Origin of the sequence: Finegoldia magna, from assembly GCF_002243175.1 — a bacterium.
GTDB lineage: Bacteria > Bacillota > Clostridia > Tissierellales > Peptoniphilaceae > Finegoldia > Finegoldia magna_J.
Window position 1 is genome coordinate 13,673 of the sequence record NZ_NDYF01000014.1, and the last position, 16,304, is coordinate 29,976.

Here is a 16,304-nt window from a genome sequence, read left to right on the forward strand (position 1 = left end):
CTATATGTTTTTTTTGTTTAATTTATTTGAAATTTTTGTACCTGATATTTGTACAATTTCAACCAAGATTATAATTACAACTACTGCCCACAATAAAACTTCTGTGTTGAATCTGTCGTAGCCGTATCGTTTCGCCAAGGCTCCCAAGCCTCCTCCACCGATTGTTCCTGCCATTGCAGAATAACCAATCAATGTTATCATTAAGTTTGTTATTGCCAACACCAATTGTGGCAATGATTCTGGAATCAATACTTTTGTCAATATGTTAAAATTACTTGCTCCCATTGATTTGGACGCTTCGATGATTCCTCTGTCCACATTCAAGAATTCTTGTTCGAATAATCTTGCCAAAAATGGAATTGCACCAACTGTTAATGGCACGATGGATGCTGATGTTCCTATTTTGGTTCCGACTATTAACTTGGATAATGGAAGTAATACTATCATCAATATGATGAATGGAAATGATCTTGTAATATTAACTATGACATCCAACACTGCGTATAGTTTTGGTTTGGGATTAAGTCCCGACTGTCCAGTTGTGTATAAAATAAGTGCCAATGGAAGGCCAAATAAAATTGTGAAAAACGTACTAACTAAAATCATGTACAATGTTTCGCCTGTTGCTTCTAATACCAAATTTAGTAAATTATCCATTATTTAACCTCCTCTACTCTAATATCATTTTCTGTCAAAAAGTCTTTTGCTTTTTGTATGTTTTCCTTCTGTCCGATAAGTTCAACCACTGTGTATCCAACTCCAGTGGATTGAAGTTTGTTGATATTTCCAGATATTATACTAAAATCTATTCCGGAAATTCTCGCTGCTTGTGATAATAATGGTTTGTTGTAGGATTTCTTGGAATAAGTTAATCTAACGACATCTCCCTTAAAATCGTCAGTTATTATCTCTTCTTCGTCTTCTTCGACAAGTTTTCTAATAAAGTTTCTAGTAACATCTGTTTTTGGATTTTTGAATAATTCTTCTACAGAATTTTCTTCGATGATTTTTCCATTTTCCATCACTGCTATTCTGTCACAGATGTCTTTTGCAACTTCCATTTGATGAGTTATCATTATTATCGTCGTTTTGTATTTGTCTACTGATTTTCTCAAAATCTCCAAAACTTGTTGAGTGTTTTGTGGGTCAAGTGCGCTTGTAGATTCATCTGACAAAATCACTTTAGGATTTGTGGATAATGCTCTTGCAATCGCAACTCTTTGTTTTTGTCCACCGGATAATTGGCTAGGATAGCTTTTTGCTCTGTCTCTAAGTCCAATGAAATCCAATAATTCGTTAACTCTTTTTTCTATTTCATTCTTTGGAATGTTTTGAAGCTTCAATGGATAAGCAATATTTTCGTAGACATTTTTTTGATTAAATAAATTAAAATGTTGGAAAATCATGCTGATTTCTTTTCTTGCCTCCAATAATTCCTTTTCTTTCAATGATGTTATGTCGACATCATCGATAACAACTTTGCCGCTTGTAGGTTCTTCCAATCTGTTCAGAAGTCTTACAAGTGTTGATTTGCCAGCTCCTGACAAACCAATTATTCCGTAAATTTCACCTCTATCTACTTTGAAACTTACATCATCAACTGCATTAAATTCTTTCTCACTTGTATTAAAAGTTTTCTTCAAATTTAATACTTCAATCATAATCTCACCTCATTTTTATAATAAAAAAAGCCCTTATGTGACATTCATCACATAAGGGCGAATATATCCGCGTTACCACCTTATTTTTAAATACATATATACAAATATACAAATATGCATTTTCTCATTGTTCAGTACGTATTCATACCTAGCACAAGATATCGGATGCAACCGGAAAAGTTTAAAAGCAAATGCTATTCGACTTTTCTAACTCCAAGACCATTTTCAACAACTATTCTTTATCTCATTCCACCAAACTGAGACTCTCTGTAAAAGCATTCGTTGCATACTCTTCTTATCAACGTTAATGTTTATTCATTTAGCTTATGGATATATAATACACGCTCAAAAATCTTTTGTCAAGCTTTTTTTGAAATTATTTTGAAAAAAATTTTTACAAACATTATTTTCCACTACTTAAAGTATGGATTTTTGTGTAAATTATCCAATAATTTATCGTATGTTGTCCAGCCCAATCCCAAGTCAGAATACTTTGCGTAAGGGTTGTCTATGCTGTAGTGTCCATCGCAGAATCCTTTGTTAACCAAAATCGGTTCACGAACTTTTGAATATCCAGTGTATAGTTGGTTTTTGCCACGTTCTACTTCTGGTAATTTCTCCATTATAAGTTTCGGTCTGTTTTCAAATCCGTAGTCTTTTGCGTTCTTGTGTGAAATCGTAGAGTGAGTAAAATCCAAGAAATACATCTTGCCATTTAATCTTGCTCTGTCAATCGAATGGTTACGATATGGATTGGAATTTTTGTCCAATTCATCGTCAGGCAATGAATCTACCCACCAAATTTCAGAATAAATTCCGCAATTATTTAGCACATCATTGGCAAGTTCGCTGAACGAATTGCAAGTTCCCTCTTTGTTCAACAACAAATCACAACCAAATGTCGATGAAAGTTGTGGATCGTATCTGTAATCGTCAATCAAAACTTTCGCCAAATTTTTCACCGTTTCAAAATCATCCTTGCCTTTAACTTTTTCTGATAATTCGTTTAGTTTGTCGATGTATTTGTAAGTGAACTCCAAGCTATAAGGTTCATCTCTGAAATCTTCGTTCAACACCGATTTTAATTTCATGGAGAAAATCGGCTTTCCGATGGAAGAATCCTTCACAAATTTCATATCTCCAACCACTAAATTATCTTCGGCAGTTTTCTTGTCGTTCTTGTCGTATTCATTCATAAAATTTTCGACTTGCGATTTGTCATTTCCCAAGAACACTATCTCTTCTTTGCCACGAGTTTCGTGTAATTTTTTGATAACTTTGATTAATTTGTCCTTCGTATCCACGTATTCATCGTAATTTATCGACGAATCAATCTCACTTGGCTTTTTGCCATTCAAATCGTCTTTTGGTTGAACTTGCTCTACGGGTGGTTTTTCTTCCACTTTTTCTTGTTTTTTGTTACAACCTGTAACTCCAAGTACAAGCGCCAAGCTCAACATCACTGATAATAATTTTTTCATAAAAATTATGCACTGCAGCTATCGCAGTCCTCCACTTCTAATGATTTACTTCTAACATAATAGATGGATTTGATTCCTTTTTCCCAAGCTCTGATGTATATGTTCAATATTGTTCTCATCGTGTAATCAGTCGTGATATAAATATTGACCGATTGTCCTTGGTCGATGTGGCGTTGTCTTATACTTGTCGCATCTACAGTTATATTTTGATCCAATTCGTGCGCATTTTCGTACAACCAGAATGTTTGTGGACTAAGTCCTGGTGCAACACGTGGGACAATTGTACCTTTCTTTTCTTCAAGGAAATATCTGCTCATAACCGGATCCACTGCTGCAGTAGTTCCTGCGATTATAGAAGTTGAACCAGTTGGTGCCACTGCCATCAAGTAACCATTTCTCATTCCATTTTTCTTGATATCGTGGTACAATTCGTTCCATTTTTCAGAATTGTAATCTCTTAATTTGAAATATTCACCATTTTCCCAATCAGAACCTTCAAAATATTCGTAAGATCCCTTTTCCTTGGCGATTTTATTACTTGCTTTGATAGCGTAGTAGTTGATTTTTTCGTACAATTTATCTGCAAATTCCAAATGCTTTTCAACATCTGAATACATAATATTATTTTTTACCAAACAGTGATGATAACCACTTGTTCCAAGTCCGATTGGACGGTATTTTTTGTTAGTGTACTTTGCGTATTCCAATGGATAGAAGTTCAAATCAATAACATTGTCCAATCCTCTAACTGCTGTTTCCACAACTTCCTCTAATTCTTCATCATTGTTCACGTCGATATTTCCCAAAACAAGAGAAGCAAGATTACACACAACAAAATCTCCCGGTTTTGTTTTCGTAACGATAATATCGTCTCCGTCTTCTGTTTCGATAGTTTCACTTATAGAATGAATTTCGCTCATATTTTGCATAATTTCTGTACACAAATTAGAAGAATAAATCATTCCTTTGTGTTTGTTTGGATTCATTCTGTTTACAGTATCACGGTTGAATGTGAATGGAGTTCCTGTTTCTGTCCAGGATTTTATGATAAGTCTAACCAAATCTTTTACTTTTATGCTACGTCTGGAAATACTTTCGTCAAGCACACATTCGTTGTATCTTTTTTCCCATTCGTCTCCGTAATAATCCTCCAAGTTGTATCCTTTTTTCACAGAGATTTCGTGTGGGTCGAACATATACCAAGTTCCGTCGATATCGTCACGAACCATCTTCCAGAACAAATCAGGATAGCAAACAGAAGGGAACACATCGTGTGCTTTCATTCTGTCATCACCATTGTTTGTTCTAAGTTGCAAAAATTCCAATATATCCTTGTGCCATACATCCAAGTACACAGCTACAGAACCTTGGCGCACTCCCAATTGATCCACTGCAACAGCTGTATCATTTGCAAGTTTAATCCATCTGATAACTCCACCTGCAACGCCTTGGAATCCACGAATATCGGATCCATTTGCACGAACTTTTCCAAAATACAATCCCATTCCGCCACCATGCTTAGAAACTTGTGCGAAATTATTTATCGAACGGTAAATTCCTTCCAAAGTATCAGGAACAGTGTCTATGAAACAACTGGACAATTGATTGAATGGTTTTCTGGCATTACTCATTGTAGGAGTTGCCACAGTCACTTTTAATGTGGACAAATTATCGTAAATCTTCTTTGCCCAATGAATTCTATCCTTTTCTTTAAGTGCCAAATGCATCGCAATTCCCATGAACATTTCTTGTGCAGATTCCATAACTCTGTTGTCATGAGTTTTAATCAAATATCTTTTGATAATCAAATCCAAAGCACTGAAAGTGAATAACTTATCCCTGTCGTCGTCGATGTATTTTTCCAATTCGTCAATATCATCATCAGTGTACACTTCTCTGATGTATGAGCCGTACAATCCTCTCTCATCCAAAAACTTAATCTTAGATTTAAAATCTTGAAGATCGTATTGGATTTCTAACTTCTTAATATTTTGTTTCAAATTGTAATTCATAAACAAAGATGCAATATATTCCCAATTTGGAGCTTCCTTGCTAACCAATTCACCAGAAGCCTTGGACAATAAATTCACCATATCATATTGTGACAAATTAGGCTTAACAAATGATTCAAACTTCAAATACAAATTCTCTATCGAATACCTAGTAGAATCGTAGTGTTCTTGAATATATCTAATGATTTCGATGACATCTTCATCTGTGATAAATCTTTCGAACTCTTGGATAACCTTTCTGTCTGTAGTGTGTTTTGCACGATACAAAATAAAAGATTTTACAACCTTGTATTGTCCGTGATCAATCAAAGTTAATTCCACCAAATCTTGGATTTCTTCAACAGTAACCACATGATTTTTAGGATACTTGTTCACAATAGTGTTTTCAATTTCTTGCGCCATAGCTTCCAGTTCATTTTCCTCTGCGTAAATTCCCACAGAAGCATAAGCTTTTTTCATGGCTAATTTTATCTTCGACCTATCAAAATCGACAATATTGCCATCTCTCTTTTTTATTTCCATTATTACTCCCTTTATCGCGTATATAGTGGATTACTAAAACCCAACTACAATTTATAGTATTTATTCCTATTAAATATTACCACAAATCGATCGGAAATAACACTGAAAATATAGAATAAAAATTTTTCAAAAAGCTAAAAATATATAATTTTAATAAAATGTTCAACTCATTTTACAACAGAAATACTACTCTTTCCAAGCTTCAAAATCGGCAAATCATCGACTAATTTTTTCTTCTTTTCGCATAAAATAATGTAGTTTATTTTTTTCTCATCAAACATTTCAGTTAGTTTTTTTAAATTTTTCTTGGAAAAAATTTTTGTGTAATTATTGTAATTTTTGATAATCACAAAATGACTATCAGAAAGTACAACCTTCGCATAAAAAAGTTTGATGATAGTATCAGCATCACATTCTTTTAATTTGTTATCCAAATCCACATCCAAACTTTCATTCAAGCTCTCAATCTTTCTGTAAATTGTCACAGGACTCATCTTCGTTGAACGCAACACCAATGACAAATTATCGTACACATTCAAATGCTCATACAACATAAACTCATCCACAACATAAAATCCACGATACTTCGATATCACATTGTTAGAAATCTTTCCATCTATCAGCATCTTGCCATTGGCGTATTTTACATTCATCAGCACAGCTATGAACTTGTCCAAAGTTATTTTGTTTGAAAAAATCTGACAATTCTGCGTGATTTTTCCGGTCAAATTTTCAAAATAATTCGTACTATAATTTTCAAATTCAATATTCATAACTACCTTCTAACCCTAATCTTAGTGATAATATCCCAACACAAATTAACAACCGAAAATATCGCCACAATTATGAAACCTATCAAGTAATAATAATTACTGTTAAGCTTTCGTACAAAAAATATGAGAATATCCATAGCGCCCTCATTGTAAATATCTACCATATGAGAAAAATACACACCAGTGAAACAAAACATCACATAAAACGCCATGAAATTCAACAAAATAGTAATCAAATTAACCTTATTAGAATAAATCGGGAACACAACCCATCTGTAGTAGTCAAACTTATTCATATCATCGTTGTGCATCAAATAATTGATATTGTTAGAGAAAAACCCAATCTTTTGCATTGAATATACATTGTAAGCTGTTACTGCACCTGTAAGTAACCAAAAAGTCAACCAGAAAATAAGCATCAAACTTTGGTCGTGAAGTACGTATTGGTCGAAAATCCCAAATAACTTCATAAACACATAATCATTTGGAAACATCAGCAATACAAAAAGAGATGCAATTGACAATATGCACATAAAAAGATTCAATTCCTTGTCAACTCTTGAGAAAATCCTCCACACAATCAACGATACTATCTCTGCAATTGAAAACACCATCACACTAAGCAGAGCACACGCATACAATATCTTCATATCAAACTGAACGTAAAATCTGTCGTAATTTTTCAGCACAAAAGTCAAATCCTCTCCCAAAACAGTTGCAATCACAATAAAAATATTAAAAGCGGCAACTATTCCACACAGTACCCAGTAAATAAGTTTAATATTATTAATGAAAAATCTTTTAACCTTTAATTTAATGTTAATAATCGACTCTCTAAAATTATTTGGACGAATTCCTTTATTAATATCCCTCACGATTTTTTTGTAATTTACTATGTTGATAATCTCCAAAATCACCAATATACCAATCATAAACTCATCCAATTTATCGATATGTGTATCTCCAATGAGAATGAACACACTTACCAAAAATATCGCAATCATAATCAAAAACTTGTAAAGTTGATTGAACTGAAGTTGCCCCACCCCAGGAATTAAATACAAAGCTCTGAATTTTGTGTCGTAATCTTCTGGATCGACCTTCATATTTTTTCTCAAATCGTATAAATCACGCCTAAGCTTGTTAACCTCAGTATTTATTCTCTTCTTGTACACTTGGTTCAAACTTCTCTTCACACTGTACAAATACACACTATCCTTGGAATATTCACTGATTATAAACTCCCTTTTATTCTTAGATTTCAGATGAGCTCTTTTGTTTTTTTTATCCGTGTCTTTTGAATTATCGCGTGAAAATCTATAACTTTCGATAATTTTCTTCAAATAAAACCTAAAATTAAACCCTCTTTCGATATCTCCAGAATTCTTGATAGCATCATCCAAAAAACTCATATCATTTTCCATATCTTGGAAAATCTGAATAATCTCATCACATCTTTCTTCTACAAGTTTATTCTTAGTGTATATGTAATTATATTGAGAAGATTCGCTCCTATACTCCTCATAAAAATCAATCTTAGACTGAGCTATGAATTTTTCCATAAGAACCTTATTCAACAAACTGTCATTGTGATGAGGAAGACTGTGCTTGAATCTAATGACAGAATTGTCCAGTTCTTTGAGGAAATTTATCTCTTTATTTTTGATTAATTCGATTTTTTCGTTCATATCGAACCCCTAAATTTTACAAATTATTGATATATTTTTACTCATTTAATATGTAGCTTTTATGCAGATTATTTAATTGTGATATTATATTTACATATTTTTACCACTTTCAAATATTACATTGTTAATTATTAAAATTATTACTTTACAAATTGAATAAAATATATTATTATATTTCGTGGAGGATTATGATGTTTTACATATTAATAAATGTTGTAGCGGTTGCAGTTGCAGCCTTTTTGGGAAGACTTTTAAAATCTTTCCTGCCAAAAAAACTAATAAAAAGTATAATGGACGTTGTCGCCGTTTGTATATTAATAATGGGAATCCAAGGAAGTATCAAAACAAATAATTTTATTTTTATGTTGATTTCCTTAGTTATCGGTGCTATAATAGGTAACGGTCTTGATTTGGACAAGAAATTAGCCAACCTTGTAGAGTATTTGCAAAACAAAGTTCCAGACTCATCTGGCTCGTCCATGAAAGGCGCCATTGCATTAATAATGCTACAAAATATCGGGTCGTTGGCAATCCTTGCTCCATTGAATTTAGGATTAAGTGGATCCGCCGACATAATGCAATTTAAAATAATATTAGATGCAATCACAACATTTTTGTTCTCAGCAACATACGGATTCACAGTAGCACTGTCCGGCGTTGTAGGACTTGTGATGAACACACTAATATTCTTATTATCAACATCACTAAGCAAAGTCTTAGTACCAGAAGTAATTGATAACATTTCAGTAGTAGGATCATTGTTGATAGTTCTACTTGGTATAGATATGCTAGAAATCAAAAAATTCAAAATCATGGATTACATTCCAGCAATATTCATTCCAATATTTTGGTTCATCATCAAACAATTACTTCACATCTAAATTAGTTAACAAGTTAGAGGGGAAAACTCTCATGCCTTCAAAATTTTCCAGAGTTGACTCCCCTTACTCCTTTCTTATATGGCGCATGATTTTAAATCATGTGTTTTTTTTATTATACCTCATTTCAAGAAATTTCAAACAAAATCAATTTTTTTCAAAAATTTTTTAATATTTTTCAAAAAAACTTCAAAAAAGTGTTTAAAACATTTTTCAGTGGGTATATATATACTACAATAAAAGATATCTAAATTGTAGAGCACAACTGTTACTTTAGTTTATTGATTCCGATGAAAAGGATATATAAACAAAAAACGCAGGAATACTACCCGTTTTATTTGAAGACAAATAAAACTAGAGCCTTTAAACATTTAAACTTAAAACATTAAAATTTAAAATTTTATCCTAAGTATCGAAAACTTTAGTTAATTAAAGATTTAAAGATTGATTCGTTATATCTTGAAAAGCAAGTTTATCTAATAGATTACTATTAAGGAGTGGATAAGGAAATGATCGAACCAAAATTTCAGTTTAAGTGCAGTTTGCTCGGAAAATAAGAGTTGTTTCAGAAGATGGAAAATGACTCTTATTTTTTTTGTGTCCATTTTCATTCCCCGTAAGTTTTTCCAAGAAGACTATCTCAATTTTTGTATTAGTTTTATGCTCTTTATATGTTTTATATTTTTTAATTTCTTAATTTTCTCTCATTATTTTTAGTGTTTCTTTAAATTCTTTTGTCTTTGTTACTTCTTATAATAGGATTTTTATTTCTTCATCTGTTAGTTCTTCTGCGTTTTCTATAAGGCTTTCTAAGATTGCTCCTCTTGTTATTAGCCTATGAGTTCTTTCTTTTCTTCTTTTTTCTATGTCTTGTTTTAATATCTTATTTTCTTGATTTTTTAGTTGCCTTAATCTCTATTCTATATCGTCAATTTTATCTTTTATTTTTTTTGATTCTTGTCTTATTTGTTCTAGTTTTTTCACATAAAACTCCTTTCTTAAAAATAAAAAAGAGATAACCTCCTTGTTATCTCTGTATAAAAAGCTTGATTAATACTAGCCCTATGATTTATCGATTATATCACCTATTATTTTTGTTCATGTGAATGTCAACAATACATAATAAATAGTATATGAATAGAACTATTCCTACAGGTATCTCTAAAGATTTTATCCCTAGGAAAATAGATACCCATATCAAAAAACCCCTCCATCCTTATTCCGGATTTCGGGGTTCAGATCAGTCATTGGTCTTACTTTTTTTAAGGACTTCTTCAGACTTTATGTTAAGTCCCCATATTTCATTAGCCGCGGTAAAATTTATTAAATAGTAAGTGTTTTAAGAATGTTTTAGTAGTTGTTATTACCTCTCCAACATCTAACCACTAATTAAAACTTTGCAGCAAATAATATGTTGAAAATATATCTCTGAACAGTGAGCATTATTACTAATGAGCCTATCCAAAAAAATAACAGTTCATAATAGCATTGAAAACCATCAACTTGAGTCTGATTAATCCAAGATTTTGGAACAGCTTTGTTAAATGATTTATAAATACCAAATCCCAAAAATGTACCAAAAGTGTTTGCTATCAAGTCATTTATATCTGTTGTTCCCATATCAAACATCTGAACAAATTCAATAGATAAGGATATAAGAAATCCAGCTAAAACTATATTTGCTAATCTATTATATTTTTTATATAGAAATGGTAGAAAAAATCCCAATGGTATAAATAAAATTACATTTAAAAACGTTTCTATTGGTCCTCTAATCATTTCCACAAAAGGAATATAAACAATTCTTGGGGCAAATGAGCCTTTAATGGCAATACCCGTCGCCGCCAATACCCCTGTGAGATAAAAGCAGAAAACAAAGGATAATATTATATGCCCTTTTGTTTGTTTTTTTTCAATTACATATAAAATAGCAAAATAGATAGCTACTGCTAAAAATACAGGAATACATCCACTTAAAAAATGATACATAATAAATTCAAAATCCATGAATTACCTCCACCCAAAAAAATCATAATTTTTCTCTTTTACTTTTATTTACTTCTTCTTCGTGTTCTCCCAAACTAATCCATATTTTTCTCAGTTAGGGTTGTTTCAATCTTGCCAAATACAATCCTACTTTCATCATCTGTATAAATTTTTTTAGATGATTTAGGTATTCAAGCATTTCATCTCTTCTAATTTATTATAAATTTCCCAATTTTATTCCACCTCATTTCTATGAATTTCTATAACATCTTCAATTCTGCAATCCAATGCCAAACAAATCTTTTCTAGTGACTCTAAGTTCACATAAGAGTTTTTGCTCATTCTTGAAACTATGTTGCTTGTTATGTTTGCAGCTCTTTTTAAGTCTTCTTTGTTCATTTCTCTTTCTACCAATAAGTGCCATAATGGTTTATAAGAAATTGCCATATTATTACCCCTTATCCGTTTAATTGTTAAGATATATTATATCATAAATAGGCTAATAAGTCACTTTAGCATATTTTATACTTGTGCTTGCGTTAGTATTTATTGAGATAGTCCTTGTTTTTTTGTGTGTCCCACTTGGAACTGCTCCAAATCTGTTGAACAGCGAATACTCAGCACAATTTTGTATATTGTCCTGCAATCTCCATAAAAAAAGAAGCCTTATTCAGACTTCTTTTTGAGTTTAACAATATCATTGTTGTATAAAATTTGTATGAATTGAGATAGTCTCTCATATAAAGGCTCTACCTCATCTCCGTATTGTTCTTTTAATTTATTCCCAATCTCTATGATGTTTGCTTTGCCATCAATCATTCTGAAAACATCACTGCCGTAACCTTCAAGCTTGATGTTGGATTCTTTTGGCGTAAAGAACATCTTTTGAGCAATCTTATCAAAAATATGATTGTGTTTCTTTTTCAAGTACACAAGATCATTTTTCTCATAAAACTCAATCTTGTCATTGACCTCAGGAATAAATTCTAGAAAATTTTTATTTCGCTTCATTAGTATTTACGTTCTTGATACAAGTTCTAACTAAAACTGCTAATAATAACAAGAATACTATGATTGATCCAATTGTACCAATGTTGAATTTTGAAGATAAATCAAGAACTTCAGCTAATGTCTTGTCGCCAACTTTGATTATAGCAAATGCGGCAAGTAAAATACCTACAACACCTTCACCTGCGATAAATCCAGATGTGAACAATACACCATTTTCTTCTTGTTCTTTTCTTAATTCTTCATTTTTAACTTTTCTCTTGTCGATAAACAATCTGATTAAACCACCAGTCATGATTGCTGTAGAAGTGTTGATTGGTAAATACAAACCTACTGCAAATGGTAAAACTGGAATTCCTAAAATTTCAACAACAACTGCAATGAATGCTCCTGCGAAAACTAATCCCCAAGGAAGTGATCCACCCATTACACCTTCGATTATAAGTTTCATCAACATACCTTGTGGTGCAGGAAGTTCTTCTGAACCATATCCCCAAGATGAATCTAATAACCATAAAATAGCTCCGATTACAAGCGCAGATACAGTAACACCAATTAATTCACCGATTTGTTGTTTATATGGAGTAGCTCCAACCAAGAAACCAGTCTTTAAGTCTTGTGAAGTATCCCCTGAAATAGCAGCGATAACACAGATTACAGTACCAATTGAAATTGCCATCATCATACCATCGTGACCAGTATTTCCCATAGCTTTGATCAATATTGAAGTTATCAATAAAGCAGCGATAGTCATACCAGAAACTGGGTTGTTAGATGATCCAATAAGACCAACCAAACGAGATGATACAGTTGCAAAGAAGAAACCAAATATAACGATAATAATTGAGCCAATAGGTCCAACTGGAATAATTGGTAAAACAGCCATTACAACTGCGATAGCAAGAATTGAAATTCCTATGAACTTCATGCTCAAATCTTTTTCAGTACGAAGAACTGAATCTGTACCCAAACCTTGTGATTTGTAGTCTTTCATAGCATCTCTGAAAGTTCTGATAATAAGTGGTAATGATTTAATTAAAGATATAATACCACCAGTAGCTACAGCACCAGCTCCGATATATCTTAAATAAGTACCCCAAATATCTTTTACAGTCATAGCAGAAATAGCCTTATCTGCAGCACCGATTATGTTGTCTCCACCGAATAATTTCATAAGTGGCATAATAACTAACCAACCTAAAGTTGCACCACTAAGCATATATCCAGAAATCTTAGGACCACAAATATAACCAACACCTACCAAAGATGGAAGTGGGTCGATACCGATACCAGCACCTGAGAAAGATTTAACTGTAATTTCTTTTGATAATGAAGATGGGAAAATCTTCAAACCATCAGCAAAGAATTTGTATACAGCAGCTAAACCTAAACCCTTAAATACAAGCTTAGCCTTGGATCCACCTTCTTCACCTGCTAATAAAACTTCTGCACAAGCAGTTCCTTCTGGATATGGAATAACCCCATGTTCCTTAACTATTAAAGCATTTCTCAATGGAACCATGAATAAAACCCCAAGTAAACCACCAATAAGAGTGATAACCCCTATTTCGATTAATGATGGAGCTGGTTCATTCCATTCCTTCATCCAAATAAATAATGCAGGCATTGTAAAGATAGCACCAGCGGCAACTGATTCCCCTGCGGAACCTATAGTTTGAACGATGTTGTTTTCCAAAATAGAATCCCTCTTGAAAATCAATCTGATAACTCCCATTGAAATAACTGCAGCAGGAATTGACGCAGATACTGTCAAGCCAACTCTAAGACCTAAATATGCATTAGCTCCACCAAATACAATTGCCATGATAATACCGAAAATAATAGAGAATGGTGTAAGCTCTGGCAAGACCTTATCGGCCGAAATAAAAGGCTTAAAGTCATTATTATTGTTGCTCATAAATATACCCTCCTTTTTATATATATAAATTTACTTCTACATTATACCAAATTGAATTTATTTTGTCAATAATATTTACTGCTTTACACTTAAATTCAGACATAATTATTTAGAAGTTTAAAAATAAAAATCTGAACTTTTATAGTAAAATTGTTTGAATTTTCTCAAATTAATAGTATAATAAAAGAGTTGGAATAAATTAATTGGAGGAAATTATGAAAAAGAAATTTTTAACAGCATTATTAGTATTATCAATGGTTGTATTAGCATCATGCTCTAACCAAAAAGGTTCAGACCTAGAAGCAAAATTAAAAGAAGTAGAAGTAGATAAAAAATACGCTATCGAAAACTTAAACGATGCTAACAACAAAATCAAAGAATTAAACGCAAAAATTCAAGAACAAGAACAAGGTTACAGCTCAAAAGTATTAGTAAACGACCTAACTGCTGAAATGAGCAACGAACAATTGCAAAAAGTATTAGCAAATACAATTGCTTACAAATTAACAGCTGATGATCAAGAGTTAGCAAAAGAAACAACACTTGAAGTAGCACAAATGCCTAAGACATTAAACTTCATCGTACAAATCCCAGAAGATTTAAAATCATCAGAAAAAGCAAAAACAATCTTGAATTTACAAGCACCAAAAATCAACGTTAATGGTAAAGCAGCACAAGTTGAAGAACAAGAAGAACACGATGTAATCAAATACGTAGTAAACTTAGAATCTGCAGGAAAAGAAGCAAAAATCGACCTACCACAAGACATAAACGCAAAATTACAAAGACCAAACCAACAACTTGTAATCAAAGCAAAATAGTAAAAACCTAGCCACTAGAAATCTAGTGGCTATAATTTTGCCCTTTTACATCCCTGTTTTTTAGTCTAGTGATTTTATTGAATAATTTTTTATCTCGGTCTAGCAAATCCCAATATAACGAAACCTTCAAGCAAACAATCGAAACTTACGAATATCCCCATATAAAATTTAATGTTTTTCATGAGCGACGCTTCGAACGAGGAAATCTTCCTTAATATTTATTAAAAAGAAGATTTTTGAAGTGAGGCTGAGCGAGTGAGAACATTAAGTTGTACCCAAGATATTCGTGCGAGATGTTTGCTATAGTTCTTACCCTTGTGTGTCCGTCAACTGTCATCTAGCGAAGCCTCTGCACCATTTTTTGCCTTAGTCCTGCAATCCCCAAAATCCACGAAACCTTTGAGCAAACGATCGAAGCTAAGAATATCATACGGAGAAAATAAACATAAATTCATGCGAAGTGAACCGTTAAAAAATTGTGCTGTTTGAGTGCGTAGCACGAGTTCACAATTTTAGGTTCACAAGCTTAGAATTTATTTATTTTCGTAGTCCAGATATTCGTGCGAGATGTTTGCTATAGTTCTAACCCTTATGTGTCTTGCAACTGTCATCTAGCGAACTCTCTGAACCATTTTTTTGCTCTTGTCCTGCAATTCCCAACATCGCGAAACCTTTGAGCAAACGATCGAAGCTAAGAATATCATCATATAAAATTTAATGCATCTTATGAGCGACGCTTCGAACGATGAAATCTTCATTTCTTTTTCATAAAAGAAGATTTCTGAAGTGAGGCTGAGCGAATGAGAACATTAAATTTTTCCCAAGATATTCGTGCGAGATGTTTGCTATGGTATTAACCCTTGTGCGTCCCGCTACTGTCATCTAGCGAATCCTCTGCACCATTTTTTTGTCCTTATCCTGCAATTCCCAAGATCGCGAAACCTTTAAGCAAACGATCGAAGCTAAGAATATCATACGGAAAAAATAAGCATAAATTCAAGCAAAGTGAACCGTTAAAAAATTGTGCTGTTTGAGTGCGTAGCACGAGTTCACAATTTTAGGTTCACAAGCTTAGAATTTATTTATTTTCGTAGTTTAGATATTCGTGCGAGATGTTTGCTATAGTTCTTACCCTTGTGCGTCTTGCAATTTTCATCTAGCGAAATGTGTGAATAGTTTTCTACATTTGTGTAGCTAAGAGAACGCACAAAAAAAGACCTAGCGGACATTGTCATCACTAGATCTTAATTGTTTGGCGACTACCTACAGCAGACAGTTCCTACGAATCAAAGATTCGTGGCAACTGGTTGCACCAGACCTACGACGAAATCAAAGATTTCTGTTAGGTCTAGCTCTCCCACAGGTGGAATCGTAGGTTCTTTGGTTAAAATAAAAAAGATCTAACGGATTAAATCACGTTAGACCTTAATTGTTTGGCGACTACCTACTCTCCCACGACGTTTCCATCGTAGTACCATCGGCGTTAAGAGGCTTAACTTCTGTGTTCGGCATGGGTACAGGTGTATCCCTCTTGCTTTTATCACCATACTTATTCT

12 protein-coding genes, 1 rRNA gene, 1 pseudogene and 1 other annotated feature are annotated in these 16,304 nt (G+C 32.8%); of the genes and pseudogenes, 2 read left to right on the plus strand and 12 right to left on the minus strand.

All coding sequences use genetic code 11. From position 1 onward, the window contains the following. The 6 genes from B9N53_RS06835 to B9N53_RS06860 form a co-directional block, all read right to left on the minus strand. Nucleotides 1-657, minus strand: coding sequence for a methionine ABC transporter permease (locus B9N53_RS06835; RefSeq protein ID WP_094204263.1), 657 nt, complete (start codon nt 655-657; stop codon nt 1-3). Beyond that, entirely contained in the window at nt 657-1,661 is a 1,005-nt protein-coding gene (locus B9N53_RS06840; protein ID WP_094204264.1) for a methionine ABC transporter ATP-binding protein, read from the minus strand. Before B9N53_RS06840 ends, B9N53_RS06835 begins: the two co-directional genes overlap by 1 nt. A 50-nt stretch (nt 1,662-1,711) precedes the next feature. Then, nucleotides 1,712-1,972: a binding site (T-box leader), on the minus strand. A gap of 102 nt (nt 1,973-2,074) precedes the next feature. Next, the gene (locus tag B9N53_RS06845; protein ID WP_094204265.1) at nt 2,075-3,142 is read right to left on the minus strand and encodes a hypothetical protein; all 1,068 of its coding nucleotides are present in this window, start codon (nt 3,140-3,142) and stop codon (nt 2,075-2,077) included. 5 nt (nt 3,143-3,147) lie between these two features. After that, nucleotides 3,148-5,676 carry a ribonucleoside-diphosphate reductase subunit alpha gene (locus B9N53_RS06850; RefSeq protein ID WP_094204266.1) on the minus strand — a complete coding sequence of 843 codons (2,529 nt, stop codon included), beginning with the start codon at nt 5,674-5,676 and terminating at the stop codon, nt 3,148-3,150. A 167-nt stretch (nt 5,677-5,843) separates the two neighbouring features. Further along, nucleotides 5,844-6,449, minus strand: a complete 606-nt coding sequence (locus B9N53_RS06855; protein ID WP_094204267.1) for an ABC transporter ATP-binding protein — start codon at nt 6,447-6,449, stop codon at nt 5,844-5,846. 2 nt (nt 6,450-6,451) lie between these two features. Next, nucleotides 6,452-8,137 (minus strand): hypothetical protein, encoded by a 1,686-nt coding sequence (locus tag B9N53_RS06860; protein ID WP_094204268.1) that lies wholly within the window; start codon nt 8,135-8,137, stop codon nt 6,452-6,454. Between the two features lie 191 nt (nt 8,138-8,328). Between B9N53_RS06860 and B9N53_RS06865 the strand changes: the two genes are divergently transcribed. Then, entirely contained in the window at nt 8,329-9,018 is a 690-nt protein-coding gene (locus B9N53_RS06865) for a DUF554 domain-containing protein (RefSeq protein WP_094204269.1), read from the plus strand. A gap of 747 nt (nt 9,019-9,765) precedes the next feature. Here B9N53_RS06865 and B9N53_RS06870 read toward each other — a convergent pair. From B9N53_RS06870 to B9N53_RS06890, 5 genes and pseudogenes are all read right to left on the minus strand, one after another. After that, nucleotides 9,766-9,999 (minus strand): annotated as a pseudogene (locus tag B9N53_RS06870) (DUF3847 domain-containing protein). 405 nt (nt 10,000-10,404) lie between these two features. Further along, nucleotides 10,405-11,022, minus strand: coding sequence for a VanZ family protein (locus B9N53_RS06875; protein WP_094204270.1), 618 nt, complete (start codon nt 11,020-11,022; stop codon nt 10,405-10,407). A 213-nt stretch (nt 11,023-11,235) separates the two neighbouring features. Beyond that, the gene (locus B9N53_RS06880) at nt 11,236-11,448 is read right to left on the minus strand and encodes a helix-turn-helix domain-containing protein (protein WP_008902116.1); all 213 of its coding nucleotides are present in this window, start codon (nt 11,446-11,448) and stop codon (nt 11,236-11,238) included. Nucleotides 11,449-11,667: 219 nt separating this feature from the next. Next, on the minus strand, nt 11,668-12,012 hold the full coding sequence (locus B9N53_RS06885; RefSeq protein ID WP_094204271.1) for a PqqD family protein: 345 nt from the start codon (nt 12,010-12,012) through the stop codon (nt 11,668-11,670). Beyond that, nucleotides 11,999-13,927, minus strand: a complete 1,929-nt coding sequence (locus B9N53_RS06890; protein ID WP_094204272.1) for an OPT family oligopeptide transporter — start codon at nt 13,925-13,927, stop codon at nt 11,999-12,001. The genes B9N53_RS06885 and B9N53_RS06890 overlap by 14 nt, the downstream gene beginning before the upstream one ends. Nucleotides 13,928-14,142: 215 nt before the next feature. Between B9N53_RS06890 and B9N53_RS06895 the strand changes: the two genes are divergently transcribed. Further along, on the plus strand, nt 14,143-14,748 hold the full coding sequence (locus B9N53_RS06895; RefSeq protein ID WP_094204273.1) for a hypothetical protein: 606 nt from the start codon (nt 14,143-14,145) through the stop codon (nt 14,746-14,748). Nucleotides 14,749-16,179: 1,431 nt separating this feature from the next. On the opposite strand, the gene rrf is transcribed toward B9N53_RS06895, so the two are convergent. Continuing rightward, nucleotides 16,180-16,296: ribosomal RNA gene (gene rrf / locus B9N53_RS06900) — 5S ribosomal RNA — on the minus strand. Between the last annotated feature and the right edge of the window lie 8 nt (nt 16,297-16,304).

What these genes read in the sequence shown, in the direction of transcription:
- B9N53_RS06835 (WP_094204263.1), bottom strand. Translation starts at nt 657, where the DNA reads ATGGATAATTTACTAAATTTGGTATTAGAAGCAACAGGCGAAACATTG.
- B9N53_RS06840 (WP_094204264.1), bottom strand. Translation starts at nt 1,661, where the DNA reads ATGATTGAAGTATTAAATTTGAAGAAAACTTTTAATACAAGTGAGAAA.
- B9N53_RS06845 (WP_094204265.1), bottom strand. Translation starts at nt 3,142, where the DNA reads ATGAAAAAATTATTATCAGTGATGTTGAGCTTGGCGCTTGTACTTGGA.
- B9N53_RS06850 (WP_094204266.1), bottom strand. Translation starts at nt 5,676, where the DNA reads ATGGAAATAAAAAAGAGAGATGGCAATATTGTCGATTTTGATAGGTCG.
- B9N53_RS06855 (WP_094204267.1), bottom strand. Translation starts at nt 6,449, where the DNA reads ATGAATATTGAATTTGAAAATTATAGTACGAATTATTTTGAAAATTTG.
- B9N53_RS06860 (WP_094204268.1), bottom strand. Translation starts at nt 8,137, where the DNA reads ATGAACGAAAAAATCGAATTAATCAAAAATAAAGAGATAAATTTCCTC.
- B9N53_RS06865 (WP_094204269.1), top strand. Translation starts at nt 8,329, where the DNA reads ATGTTTTACATATTAATAAATGTTGTAGCGGTTGCAGTTGCAGCCTTT.
- B9N53_RS06875 (WP_094204270.1), bottom strand. Translation starts at nt 11,022, where the DNA reads ATGGATTTTGAATTTATTATGTATCATTTTTTAAGTGGATGTATTCCT.
- B9N53_RS06880 (WP_008902116.1), bottom strand. Translation starts at nt 11,448, where the DNA reads ATGGCAATTTCTTATAAACCATTATGGCACTTATTGGTAGAAAGAGAA.
- B9N53_RS06885 (WP_094204271.1), bottom strand. Translation starts at nt 12,012, where the DNA reads ATGAAGCGAAATAAAAATTTTCTAGAATTTATTCCTGAGGTCAATGAC.
- B9N53_RS06890 (WP_094204272.1), bottom strand. Translation starts at nt 13,927, where the DNA reads ATGAGCAACAATAATAATGACTTTAAGCCTTTTATTTCGGCCGATAAG.
- B9N53_RS06895 (WP_094204273.1), top strand. Translation starts at nt 14,143, where the DNA reads ATGAAAAAGAAATTTTTAACAGCATTATTAGTATTATCAATGGTTGTA.